Annotated in this window: 13 protein-coding genes; 8 read left to right on the top strand and 5 right to left on the bottom strand. The window is 45.7% G+C overall.

The window, feature by feature from the left end:
- Window positions 1–36 precede the first annotated feature (36 nt).
- Both AC5JL3_RS11470 and mnmG read left to right on the top strand, forming a co-directional pair.
- Window positions 37–735, top strand: coding sequence for a GntR family transcriptional regulator (locus tag AC5JL3_RS11470; protein ID WP_496074614.1), 699 nt, complete (start codon window positions 37–39; stop codon window positions 733–735).
- A 172-nt stretch (window positions 736–907) separates the two neighbouring features.
- Window positions 908–2,857, top strand: coding sequence for a tRNA uridine-5-carboxymethylaminomethyl(34) synthesis enzyme MnmG (mnmG, locus tag AC5JL3_RS11475; RefSeq protein ID WP_496074615.1), 1,950 nt, complete (start codon window positions 908–910; stop codon window positions 2,855–2,857).
- Between the two features lie 83 nt (window positions 2,858–2,940).
- Here the strand turns inward: mnmG and AC5JL3_RS11480 are convergent, their stop codons facing one another.
- Window positions 2,941–3,096 carry a Rieske 2Fe-2S domain-containing protein gene (locus AC5JL3_RS11480; protein WP_496074643.1) on the bottom strand — a complete coding sequence of 52 codons (156 nt, stop codon included), beginning with the start codon at window positions 3,094–3,096 and terminating at the stop codon, window positions 2,941–2,943.
- A gap of 187 nt (window positions 3,097–3,283) precedes the next feature.
- Here AC5JL3_RS11480 and AC5JL3_RS11485 point away from each other — a divergent pair, with 187 nt between their 5' ends.
- From AC5JL3_RS11485 to AC5JL3_RS11505, 5 genes are all read left to right on the top strand, one after another.
- Entirely contained in the window at window positions 3,284–3,577 is a 294-nt protein-coding gene (locus tag AC5JL3_RS11485; RefSeq protein ID WP_496074616.1) for a hypothetical protein, read from the top strand.
- 194 nt (window positions 3,578–3,771) lie between these two features.
- The gene (locus AC5JL3_RS11490) at window positions 3,772–4,212 is read left to right on the top strand and encodes an Hsp20/alpha crystallin family protein (protein WP_496074617.1); all 441 of its coding nucleotides are present in this window, start codon (window positions 3,772–3,774) and stop codon (window positions 4,210–4,212) included.
- A 279-nt stretch (window positions 4,213–4,491) separates the two neighbouring features.
- Window positions 4,492–4,635 carry a TPR end-of-group domain-containing protein gene (locus tag AC5JL3_RS11495; protein ID WP_496074618.1) on the top strand — a complete coding sequence of 48 codons (144 nt, stop codon included), beginning with the start codon at window positions 4,492–4,494 and terminating at the stop codon, window positions 4,633–4,635.
- 345 nt (window positions 4,636–4,980) lie between these two features.
- A complete protein-coding gene (locus AC5JL3_RS11500) occupies window positions 4,981–6,504 on the top strand; it encodes a carboxypeptidase M32 (RefSeq protein ID WP_496074619.1) in 1,524 nt (507 codons plus the stop codon).
- Between the two features lie 111 nt (window positions 6,505–6,615).
- Window positions 6,616–9,036 carry a sucrose synthase gene (locus AC5JL3_RS11505; protein ID WP_496074620.1) on the top strand — a complete coding sequence of 807 codons (2,421 nt, stop codon included), beginning with the start codon at window positions 6,616–6,618 and terminating at the stop codon, window positions 9,034–9,036.
- Here AC5JL3_RS11505 and AC5JL3_RS11510 read toward each other — a convergent pair.
- From AC5JL3_RS11510 to AC5JL3_RS11520, 3 genes are read right to left on the bottom strand one after another with little or no spacing between them, the layout of a single operon-like run.
- Window positions 8,983–9,210 (bottom strand): hypothetical protein, encoded by a 228-nt coding sequence (locus tag AC5JL3_RS11510; protein WP_496074621.1) that lies wholly within the window; start codon window positions 9,208–9,210, stop codon window positions 8,983–8,985. The genes AC5JL3_RS11505 and AC5JL3_RS11510 overlap by 54 nt on opposite strands.
- Before the next feature lie 13 nt (window positions 9,211–9,223).
- The gene (locus tag AC5JL3_RS11515; RefSeq protein WP_496074622.1) at window positions 9,224–9,808 is read right to left on the bottom strand and encodes a DUF1517 domain-containing protein; all 585 of its coding nucleotides are present in this window, start codon (window positions 9,806–9,808) and stop codon (window positions 9,224–9,226) included.
- A 42-nt stretch (window positions 9,809–9,850) separates the two neighbouring features.
- A complete protein-coding gene (locus AC5JL3_RS11520; protein ID WP_496074623.1) occupies window positions 9,851–10,813 on the bottom strand; it encodes a DUF1517 domain-containing protein in 963 nt (320 codons plus the stop codon).
- Between the two features lie 10 nt (window positions 10,814–10,823).
- Between AC5JL3_RS11520 and AC5JL3_RS11525 the strand changes: the two genes are divergently transcribed.
- A complete protein-coding gene (locus AC5JL3_RS11525; protein WP_496074624.1) occupies window positions 10,824–11,168 on the top strand; it encodes a hypothetical protein in 345 nt (114 codons plus the stop codon).
- A gap of 485 nt (window positions 11,169–11,653) precedes the next feature.
- Here the strand turns inward: AC5JL3_RS11525 and AC5JL3_RS11530 are convergent, their stop codons facing one another.
- A complete protein-coding gene (locus AC5JL3_RS11530) occupies window positions 11,654–12,694 on the bottom strand; it encodes a DUF1517 domain-containing protein (RefSeq protein WP_496074625.1) in 1,041 nt (346 codons plus the stop codon).
- Window positions 12,695–12,699: the final 5 nt, after the last annotated feature.

Below are 12,699 nucleotides of genomic sequence, written 5' to 3' on the forward strand. Positions count from 1 at the left end.
CCCCAGAGAAGCCATTAAATGCAAGGAGATTGAGCTTTGGTCTTATCGGCAAAAAACGTACAACGGAGCAAATCGCTGCACGAACAAACCTATCAAGCTCTCCGGGACAGTATTCTCTGCGGAGAACTTGCTCCGGGCGATCGCTTAATCGAGACACAGATTGCTGAACAGTTGCAAGTTAGTCGAACCCCTATTCGTGAAGCGATCCGCCAACTTCAACGAGAAGAGTTAATCACAGCAGATGAACTGGGTTGGTTACGAGTGGCAACTGTTTCCCCAAACGAGGCAATGCATCTTTACGATTGCCGCATTGCCTTGGAAACCTTGTCTGTAACGGGCGCTTGTGAAAATGCTAGCGACTTTCAGCTCAAGAAACTAAAGGAACTTGTCACGCAGGCAGAGAAGCTACTCAAACGAAAAGCGTCTAATCCCGATAGTAACCAGCTTTTAGAATTAGATTATCAGTTTCATCGCACTATCGCCCAAAGTTCTGGCAACACCTGTCTGGTGTCTCTCCTCGACCAAGTGTTTGGCAAAATGGCACTTTTGCGAGTACAAACCACTCGTTATAACCCAAGAGTGTTGGAGATCCGAACTGAACACCTGCAAATTTATGAAGCGATCGCCCAACACAATATCGAAGCTGCAACACAAGCCATCCGTTGCCACTTGACGGCTAGCCAAGAAAGGGTTGTTCAGGAGTTAGAAAATCTTCCGCAACAAAGAATAAAGTAAGATTTTAATTTACTATTAGCGTCAAGCGATCGCATTTTCTTCATCCAGAAACGCATTGCTTTGTAGTGAGCTTGGTTAACCTCCTGGTAATCTTTACACCTAAGGGAGTAGAGCCATTTCTACCCGTTAAAATTAAGCAGGAGTCTTTGTTACTCAAACGCTTACGCTTACCATGACCTCACCCTCCCTAGTAGAATTTCAAGACGCTTTTGATGTCATTGTTGTCGGTGCCGGACACGCGGGTTGTGAAGCAGCCCTCGCGGCAGCACGGTTAGGCTGTCGCACCCTACTCTTAACGCTTAACCTTGACAAAATCGGTTGGCAACCGTGTAACCCAGCCGTAGGGGCACCCGCAAAGTCGCAGTTGACTCATGAGGTGGATGCTTTGGGGGGAGAGATTGGCAAAATGGCCGATCGCACTTACTTGCAAAAGCGGGTACTCAATTCCTCACGAGGCCCAGCGGTTTGGGCTTTACGGGCGCAGACGGATAAGCGGGAATATGCATCTCTAATGAAGGGGATTGTCGAAAACCAAGAAAACTTGTCAATCCGCGAAGCGATGGCGACAAATTTAGTCTTGGGTGCCAATGATGAGGTTATTGGTGTTGAAACCTACTTTGGTGTAGCCTTCCAAGCACCTGCTGTCGTTCTGACAACTGGCACCTTCCTCGGTGGGTGCATTTGGGTAGGGAATAAGTCGATGCCAGCCGGACGTGCTGGAGAATTTGCGGCGGTTGGTTTGACGGAAACCCTGAATCGGCTGGGATTTGAAACAGGACGGCTAAAGACAGGAACCCCAGCGCGAGTAGACAAGCGCTCAGTAGACTATAGCAATCTGGAACCTCAGCCGGGTGATGCAGAGGTGCGTTGGTTCAGTTTTGACCCTGAAGTGTGGGTGGAACGGGAACAGATGAATTGCTATCTTACCCGCACTACGACCGAGACTCATCGGCTGATTCGAGAAAATCTGCACCTGTCACCTGTTTATGGGGGTTGGGTGGATGCTAAGGGGCCGCGTTATTGTCCCAGTATTGAAGATAAGATTGTGCGCTTTGCGGATAAGGAAAGCCACCAGATTTTTATTGAGCCAGAAGGACGAGATATTCCTGAACTTTATATCCAGGGATTTTCAACAGGATTACCAGAGAATTTGCAGTTGCAGATGTTGCGATCGCTTCCTGGATTGGAAAACTGTACAATGCTACGTCCTGCCTATGCGGTGGAGTACGACTACTTACCCGCAACGCAGTGTTACCCTACCCTGATGACGAAGAAGGTTGAAGGACTTTTCTGTGCAGGGCAAATTAATGGCACCACGGGCTACGAAGAAGCAGCGGCTCAAGGTATCGTCGCAGGAATTAATGCTGTACGGTATGTACGGCATCAGGAAATGATTGTACTTCCCCGCGAGGAGAGCTATATTGGCACGTTAATTGATGACCTGTGTACGAAGGATCTACGAGAACCTTACCGGATGCTCACCAGTCGTTCTGAGTATCGCCTGCTACTACGTTCAGATAATGCTGACAGGCGTCTGACGCCCTTAGGGCGAGAGTTGGGGCTAATTGATGACCGACGCTGGAATCTCTACACGCAAAAGCAATCGAAGATTGCAGCAGAAAAAGAGCGATTGCAGGAAGTTCGGGTCAAAGAACATGATGAGTTAGGAAAAGCGATCGCATCTGATACTCAGCAAAAAATTAAAGGTTCCATTACCTTAGCTGATTTGTTGCGGCGACCAGGCTTTCACTATGTCAATCTTGACCAGTATGGACTCGGTAACCCAACACTAAACCAAGCGGAACGCGAAGGTGCTGAAATTGACATTAAGTATTCAGGTTATCTCCAACGTCAGCAAAACCAAATTGATCTAGTTTCCCGCCAAGCGCACCGACATCTACCGCCTGATTTAGATTATGCAACGATTGACACCCTATCGAAGGAGTCTCGTGAAAAACTCACTAAGATAAAACCTTTAACAATTGGTCAAGCCTCCCGAATTGGTGGTGTCAACCCAGCAGACATTAATGCTTTGCTAATTTATCTAGAAATGCGTACACGGACTGAGACTCCAAGTAGCGTTCGGCAAGAACCCTCAGCAGAAGCAGGTGTTCCCGCCTAATGTTTCTAGCTGTTAACGAGTGTTGCGATAAATTCCACCCGATTTTTCCCACTCGAAATGTTATCACTGTGTAAACCTCTGTCTCATTTGTTCCCCTTTGATAGCGGTGTATTACGATGAGCGCAGCGGTCTTCCAATGCTGCTACTTGATTAGATTCCGTGCGAAATACAACAAGATTGGTTACTGCAATTGTGGCAGCCAAAGGTGTTTTCTTAAGTGCTTGAGAGTGGCAAACAATGTGCCAGTGAAGATGGTGCTGTCAGGACTTGTTTATGAGTAAGTTTCACGGACTTTAACCAAGATTCTTAATGGAGATTTAAGTTTTCTCACATCTTCAGTCATAGGAAGCGATCGCCTCTATTGTAGAAAGTGGCAAGTTTTAATGAAGGTACCTACGTCCCTCAACCTGTAGTCCAATGCAATTTATGAGCATTTTGCCTAACTTTCTCCGTTCCGTTGTACTAACCATCCTGCTGAGCTTTGTTGCTCCGATCCTACTGCTGACAGTGTTGTTAGCCACTCTCTCAGTAATCGGTTGGGTTCCTGGCTTGGAAGCAATAGGTCAAGCCGGAACAACACAACTCCTCAAGTTTCTCGCTGTCTTTGGCAGTGGCAGTCCCTTTGAGGGAATCACAGTCATTGGCTTCACCTGTAGCCTTGTCGGAGCCTTATTTGATGCTTACAGCTTTTACCGTTATCAAAACCTCAACGATCATTAAATTGAATGTACGGTTGTTAGCCTAATCCTTTGGTGCGGAACCGAACCCCTCGACTTTGGTGTCTTTGATACTTTAATAGAAGGTTCAGGAAATCAAAGTGATTCATTAATAGATGACTCAGCTTTGTCACTTTGAAATTGAACCCAAAAAGTGATCTAAACCGTAAGGAAATTTCACTATCGGAGGGATAAATTATGGCACTCATTCGTTGGGAACCGTTCCGGGAAGTTGAAAGTTTACAACGAGAAATGAATCGGCTGTTTGAGAGCCTCACCTCTACAGAAGAAGGTGGTAATAATGCTATTGCTTTCATGCCAGCCGCAGAAATGCACGAGACATCAAACACCATTGAATTGAGATTAGAAATTCCTGGCATGAAAGCCAAGGATATCGATATTCGAGTAACCGAGCAAGCCGTTGCCGTTACTGAAGAGCGTCAGTCTAAAACCAAGACAGAACAAAGTGGTATGACTCGCTCAGAATTCCATTATGGTAAGTTTCAGCGAGTGATTCCTTTACCAGCGCGAGTTCAAAACGACCAGGTAAAGGCTGATTACAAGAATGGTGTCTTGAGCCTGAGTATGCCCAAGGCAGAAGACGAAAAGAACAAAGTCTTCAAAGTTAACCTTGGCTAATCTTCTTGCTCATTTTCCTTGTTAGTTAGCCATTGAGCTACAGACTAAATCAACACCTTGTTGCTGATGGCTCAAACACTTAAGAACTCCTAAATCAAACCCACTAGGGTTGGCAGAAACATCCGAAGTAAACGGATTTCCTGACAACCCTTTTGTTTGTCATGATAAAAACCTCGCCTTCTCTATCCCCAGTCACTAATCTCTGCTCGTAACTATCTAGTCCAACGCTCACTCTACTTGATAAAACGAAGCTTGCTGTTATGCTTGGCATAGATAAGATTGACCAAACAAGTTTTGGAAAGAGAACACGCTATCGACCTGAATCCTGATGAATACCGAAAGAAGGCAAGAACAGACTCAGATTTTGGCAGGCTTCCGGGTAATGAGCAGTTTCAGGCTTTAATTCAGGGTGGAAGAGATTAATACTCGTCCGGGTGCAGGATTTCCTCTCTTAGTGGCACAATAATAGTTTCCAATAATTTCCGGATGTCCAAGCACTTAGCCGAGTTCCCTTGTTGTGGAAGATTCTGGCAGTGAGCCAGTTAGCCAACGGCGAACCTCGTCAGGGTTAGTCATCTCCCTACTGGATAAAGCTTTGCAGCGTCGCGTCAAATTAATAGGCTCACTCTAAGAGCTTAGTTGTCAACCCAGCTGCAAGCACCTTCAGTGTCGGGGAGATTTTCCTTTTCGGTTGTCAGGTGTACATTTACTAATTTACGAAACACGACACACAACATAAAACCAGTATTTAAGCCTCAATCCCCAACCATGCAGACTACCGAAAAGACCGAACCGAAGCTTTCAGAACTCAAAACCCGCCTGAGTGAGATTAATGACATCGAAGCCGCTGCCTCGCTTTTGTACTGGGATCAGGCAACTTATATGCCTCCCGGTGGTGCAGCGGCGCGTGGACGGCAACTGGCTACTTTACAACAAATATCTCATAGCAAATTTACTGAGCCGTCAATTGGTCAGTTATTAGAAGATTTACGTCCCTTAGAAGAAAGTCTTCCTTATGACTCAGATGAAGCTAGTCTGATCCGTATTACGAGGATAAAGTACGAGACAGCGGTGCGGGTGCCAGCGGAATTTATGGCAAAGTTCTCAATGCATCGGACCCAATCCTATGAAGCTTGGGCAATGGCGAGACCTCGCAATGACTTCGCGCTTGTGCAGCCTCATTTGGAAAAAACGCTTGACCTCAGCCGCGAACTGGCAAACTTTTTCCCTGGTTATGAGCATATCGCTGACCCCTTAATTGACTTTGCTGACTACGGCATGAAAGCTTCATTTTTGCGATCGCTTTTTGCCGAATTGCGTCTGGAACTGGTGCCAATTGTTGAAGCGATTACGTCCCAAAAACCCTTTGATGATAGCTTCTTATCCCAGTTCTACCCAGAAGCTCAGCAACTCGAATTTAGCCTCAAACTGATTGAGCAATTAGGTTATGACTTCCATCGGGGACGGCAAGACAAAACTCACCACCCCTTCATGACCAATTTTTCGATCGGTGATGTGCGAATTACTACCCGTGTCTACGAGAATGACTTGAGTCAGGCACTCTTTAGCACGATCCATGAGATGGGTCATGCCTTATATGAACAGGGGATTAATCAGAACTATGAAGGCACACTTCTCGCCGCTGGTACCTCTTCAGGTGTCCACGAGAGCCAATCACGGCTTTGGGAAAACATGGTGGGACGAAGTATCGGCTTCTGGAAATTCTTCTACTCCCAACTGCAAAGCACCTTCCCCAAGCAATTAGGTGATGTATCGCTTGATACCTTCTACCGAGCGATCAATAAAGTTGGGCGATCGCTAATTCGTACCGATGCTGATGAGGTAACCTACAACCTCCACGTCATGATTCGCTTCGACTTGGAATTGCAAATGCTAGAAGGAAGTCTGGATGTAAAAGACCTCCCAGAAGCTTGGAACGAACGCTATCGCTCTGACTTAGGAATTGTTCCAGAAAGTGACACTGATGGTGTATTACAGGATGTTCATTGGTACACTGGTCAAATAGGGGGGATGTTCCAAGGCTACACCCTTGGTAACTTAATGAGCGCACAGTTTTTTGAAGCGGCACTCCAATCTCATTCAGAAATCTTAACGGAGATAGAGCAGGGACACTGTATTACACTACATAATTGGTTGAAAGATAAAATCTATCAACACGGTTGCAAATATACGGCAACTGAACTGATCAGGGGCGTCACTGGTGCTAATCTACGCATCGAGCCATTCATTCGTTACATCCGACAAAAATACGGGCAACTTTACACTTTGTAAGCGTTGTCCGTGTTGACGTGTGCCTATCTACACCTCAGGGAATAAATCTTCCTGACAACAGGTTCTAAAAATTGTTGTCAGTACCGTTCAATTTACTTTTTGGGAGTTGCAATGATCAATCTGATCCAGGATGTTATTGATAGTGACGAGAGAAGTGATTTACGGCAATTTGCCAGACAGTTACGCAACTCGGAAACCAAGTATCTACTGCGAAACGACATTATTACCGCTTTTTCTGAATACTGCACCAGCCACAAGAAACCGGAATATTTTTATCAGTCGTCTCATCTAGGACAACTGGTGTATTACACCCAGGAAATCATTAAGGAGGACGAAACCCTCTACTTGATCATCCGACCCAAAATTGCCTCCCAGGAAGTTTTCCGAGTCTTTGAAGACTTGACAGTTGAGCCAGTGAGCGTGCAAGAACTGTTAGATTTACGCGATCGCTTGGTCAACCGTCACCATCCCAATGAAGGTGATCTCCTCGAACTTGATTTCCGTCCCTTTTACGACTACACCCCAACCATTCGCGATCCCAAAAATATCGGTAAAGGAGTCCGCTTCCTCAACCGCTTTCTCTCCAGTAAATTATTTCAAGACCCTCGCGAGTGGCTGGAGTCTTTGTATAACTTCTTAAGTCTCCATCAGTTTCACGGTACTCAGCTACTGATTAACGGGCGGATTAAGAACCAGCAGCAACTCTCAGATCAGGTAAAACGGGCTTTGGCGTTTGTCAGCGATCGCCCAGAACAGGAACCTTACGAAGAATTTCGCTACAAGCTGCAAGAAATGGGCTTTGAAGCAGGCTGGGGTAATACTGCCTATCGAGTCAGGGAAACTTTGGAAATTCTTGATGAACTGATCGACTCCCCTGCTGACGAGGGGCTTGAACGATTCATCTCCCGCATCCCGATGATCTTTCGGATTGTCCTCGTCTCAATCCACGGTTGGTTTGGGCAAGAAGGTGTCTTAGGGCGTCCGGATACGGGCGGCCAGGTTGTCTACGTCCTTGACCAAGCACGGAGTTTAGAAAAGCAACTGCAAGAGGACATTAAACTCGCGGGATTGGAAGGATTGGGAGTTGAACCCAAGGTCATTATCCTTAGCCGTCTCATTGCCAACAGTGATGGCACACGCTGTAACGAACGCCTGGAAAAAGTACACGGCACTGATAATGCTTGGATTTTGCGGGTACCATTCCGAGAATTTAATCCCAAAATGACCCAGGAGTGGATTTCACGATTTGAGATTTGGCCATATCTGGAAACCTACGCGATCGATGCAGAAAAAGAACTCCTAGCAGAATTCCAAGGTCAACCTGACTTAATTGTCGGTAACTATTCTGATGGCAACTTGGTTGCCTTCCTGCTTGCCCGCCGATTGAAGGTGACCCAGTGTAATGTTGCCCATGCTTTGGAAAAATCCAAATACCTGTTCAGTAACCTCTACTGGCAAGATTTAGAAGACAAATACCACTTCTCGCTGCACTTCACCGCTGACTTGATTGCGATGAATGCAGCGAATTTCGTCATCAGCAGTACCTATCAAGAAATTGTCGGAACGCCGGACAGCATTGGTCAGTATGAGTCCTACAAGTGTTTCACAATGCCAGAGCTTTATCATGTTGTGGATGGAATTGAACTGTTCTCTCCCAAGTTCAACGTTGTGCCACCAGGAGTAAATGAGACTGTTTACTTCCCCTACACTCGTGAAGAAGATCGGATACCGGATGCTCGTGAACGGCTTGAAGAACTGCTCTTTACGTTAGAAGACCCATCTCAGGTTTATGGCACCCTCGATGATCCTAGCAAGCGCCCTATCTTCTCAATGGCGCGTCTTGACCGGATTAAGAACCTAACAGGTTTAGTAGAATGCTTTGGTAAGAGCGAAGCCTTGCAGGAGCGTTGTAACCTAATTATCGTCGCCGGGAAGTTGCGTGTTGAGGAATCAACTGACAACGAAGAAAAAGACGAAATTGTCAAGCTCTATCGCTTGCTTGAACAATACGATCTAAATGGTAAATTCCGCTGGCTGGGTGTCCGTCTAGCTAAGAGTGATTCAGGCGAAATTTATCGCGTCATTGCTGACCATCAAGGTGTTTTCGTTCAACCCGCACTGTTTGAAGCGTTCGGTCTAACAATTTTGGAGGCAATGATTTCTGGTGTACCAACCTTCGGTACGCAGTTTGGTGGACCATTGGAGATTATTCAAGACAAGAAGAACGGCTTCTTAATCAACCCCACTCAGTTGGAAGAGATGGCTCAGAAGATTCTGGATTTTGTCTCCAAGTGTGACCAAAATCCGAGTTACTGGGAAGAAATTGCTCATCAGGGAATAGAGCGGGTCTACAGTACTTACACCTGGAAGATTCACACAACCCGACTACTGTCGTTGGCGCGGATTTATGGATTCTGGAACTACAATTCCAAGGAAAACCGTGAAGATATCATGCGTTACATTGAGACGTTGTTCCATCTAATCTATAAGCCACGGGCGCAGAAGATTCTGGAGGAACACGCACATCGGTAGGTAGGTTTCGAGCGAAAGTGATGCGTCGGTGTAGCGCTTTCGCTCATTGCTGATGAAATGCGATCGCCTCTTACCCGTTCTACAGTAGAAGTTTCCTTCTGTTGTACAGAGCGATCGCACCAAGACAAAGGGGAAAGAAGCCATGCACTCCTTTCCCCTGAAGGAATCAGTCACTAACTTGATTCCTTCAGATTGCCACTAAATCAGCGTACTCTGTCGCTAGCTCTGCTTCAGTGAGTGTATCGGTTTCTACTTGAGGAGTCCAAAGCAACTCAAACACCATCAAATAGTCAGTTCGCATCGATGCTAATTTCTTCAGCACATCCTGCACGGCTTGTGCCGAGTCAAGTTGAGCAAATAACGGTCGATCATCCGCTGTCCCAACCAGTAACGTTACCACAATGTAAGCGGCTGGCCCTTCAGTGGGGTCAGGTTCGACTACGGGGTGCTGCCGGATTTCGCCACCCACGTTAGTCAGTGTTTCAGCGCTGAACTTACTGCGTTCCTCAAGAGAAAGCTTGTTAAATACGATTTCGGCTTCCTCACGACTGGGAATCGTATGCGATCGCCCCAAGACATGAGTCCAGCTCTCAGAATAGTTTAATAGTACTTGTGCAGAAGCTTCTAGTAACTGCCTTAACCCTTCTATCGTTTCTGTATCAGCTTTCAAAGTGAGTTCAGATAGTTCAGATTGAAGAGAACGAGCAGAACTACGCAAGGCAATCTGGAGCTTGCTGACAGTGACAATATTGTTATCGAGTTCATTTTCCATGAAATAGGCGGCTCCTGTTGCCAAACTCCAATCCAAGTCTCTTCACACAATCTGAATCATATCTGTATAGTGGCTCAATAAGTCATCGTAGCTCAGGCTGTCTTCCTCTGCCTGAGGACTCCAGAGCAACTCAAACACCATCAGATAGTCAGATGGCATTGAGCCTAATTTTTCCAAAGCTTCCTTCAGTGTCTCTACCGAGCGGACATCACCAAATAAAGGTTTGTCATCTGCCGTACCGACTAGTAACGTCACGACAATATAATCCGCTGAAGCCTCATAACGATCAAAGTTAACTGCATCCCTACGGTTCACTCGTCCACCCACATTTGTAAGGGTTTCCGCACTGAATTTACTCCGCTTCTGGAGCGAGAGTTTCTTAAATAGAACTTCCGCTTCCTCCCGACTTTGAACAGTTTGTGAACTCGCTAGAACATGCGTCCAGCTCTCAGAGTTCCGTAGCAGTACCAACGCTGATTCTTGTAATAACTGTATTAGTCCGAGAGTAGTCTCAGTATCAGCCGTAAGCGTCAGTTCAGATAGCTCCGATTGAAGCCCTTGGGTTGTCCCCAAAAGCGCCACCTGTAACGTGCTAACAGTTACAACATCATTGTCTTGCTCATTAGCAGCAGTACTCCGTTTTTTCTGCTTCAGGATGAAATAAACCAAAAGGACAATTCCTGCTGATAGCCCTAGGATCATGAAACCGATGATTCCCCATCCCACAACTACCGACCAAAAATCATCAGATGAGCCATTCGAGTTGGATAAATTACTAGAATTGCTGTCCGAATTTGACTCGGATAAATTACTAGAATTGCTGTTGGAATTTGACTCAGAAGACGGAGCTGTATTAGTTGTTGAACCTGCTGTTGAGGGATTTGGCGCAATTTGATTCGGGTTGTAGTCTTCGTCTTCGTTCTCTATCTCAATATCAACATCGACGTGTCTTGGCACAATCACAGGTTGTTGCCTAACAGGGCTGATGGGTTTATTTTGAGGCAAGCTAGTCTGTTTGGGATTAGTTGTTATACTAGAGCGCACCGGAGCCTGGGACGGTGTTGGTTTCTGGAATGAACCGCCGCTTGCTCTTCCTCCTGTACGTCCGGCGCTTGCCCGACTAGGAGTCGTACTGGAGCTTGAAGAGGAATCCTTCGGAGTTGAACGGCTGGAACTTGAGCTGGAAGCGGATGAAGGTTTTCCAGATGAACTGCTGCTGGAACTGCGGGAACTAGAGCTTGAAGAGGACGAACGGCTAGAACTACTAGAACTACTGGAGCGCGAAGAAGATGAGCTACTTTTTGCAAAAACTTCGTTGCTGATATCCAGCAGTGCTTCTGAATTATTACTAGATAACTGAATATTGATACTATTAATTAATGCAAAAGAAAGAGCTGCAGCGAAGAGGAACTTATAGTTAATTTTGGCTAACATTTTACATCTTTAGGAATACTTGGGTGTTCCAAACCTAGCCTTTAAACCTCAACCCTGTCGAGTAAAATGACAATTATTTTATATTTGTTTTAAATTTTTCTTGATAATTTTAAAATCAAGCTTCTCCTCTGGCTAAGTATGAATGTTCCTTTACAAAACTGCTAATAAAATTACAGTTAAATTGCGTTGAAAGGATGGGAGAATAGAGGAACTGGCTGGAGTCCAGAAGGCATTTGAGAAAGGGATTCTCATCCTACCTCAATAGCAGCCCCTGAATACTCCATGGGGATTGCGACCAAGAACTCCCCTCGAATGGTTGATCTTATCTATCCTCAGTTCATCCAAAGTTTAGGCTTCTCATGAACACAGCCACTCCTGAACTTCTGTATTCTTCTTATTTAACGCTTCATCCTAAGCAATCTGAACCATATCTGTATACTCGGTCAGTAGTTCATCATAAGTCAGGCTATCTGCCTCTACTTGTGGACTCCAGAGGAGTTCAAATTTCATTAAATAGTCAGCTGGTACCGAAGCAATCTTTTCTAAAGCGCCCTTTAATTCTTCTATTGAACGAACATCTTTAAACAGGGGTTTGTCATTTGCTGTACCAACTAGCAACGTCACTACAATGTAAGCTCCTGGGTCTTCTTCTAAACCCGGAATTACAGCTTCTTTTTGTCTGACTGCACCCTTCACATTTGTAAGAGTTTCAGCACTAAATTTGCTACGCTCTTGCAGAGAAAGCTGATTAAAGATTGATTCCGCCTTATCTATATAGACGCTTTGTGAGTTTGCAAGAGCATGGCTCCAGTACTCAGAATTTCGTAACAGTGTCAGGGCTGATTCTTGCAAAAGTTCTAATAGTCCTTCGGGGGTATCGGTATCTACACTAAGTGTCAGTTGCGATAGCTCAGATTGAAGACCTTTAGTTTGAGCAAGTAGTGCTACCTGTAATTTACTGAGAGTTACTGTGTCGTTGTCTCGTTCACTAGTTTGAGTGGTCAATCCAGATGCAAAGTAGGAGTCATTGCTGTAACTTCTGTAAGATTGCAGCCGATTTGAAATTACAAATAGAGCAATCAGACCAAACATGCCCAGTATCAGGAGCATTGGGAAAATCCCACCTCCCGTACTATACCCACCGCCGTAGTAACCACCGCCTCCCGGAGCAATAATTACGGTATTGCCACCAGAACCATAACCAGGATTGCTGCGGTAGTAACCACCACCATCATTGGAACCAGAAGGACGGCTGCGAGAACCGCCTGAATTAGAAGGTCGGCTAAATCCACCGCCGCCACCACGCCCTCCACTACTTCTGGCAGAGGCTTCGTTACTAATATTGAGCCAACTCGCCAAATTGCTACTAGGTTTCGGCAATTCAATGCTGTTAATCAACACTAAAGACAAGGCTGTAGCGAAGAAGAATTTACCGTTTAGTGTTTTTAACATTTTAA

Source organism: Symplocastrum torsivum, from assembly GCF_059505465.1.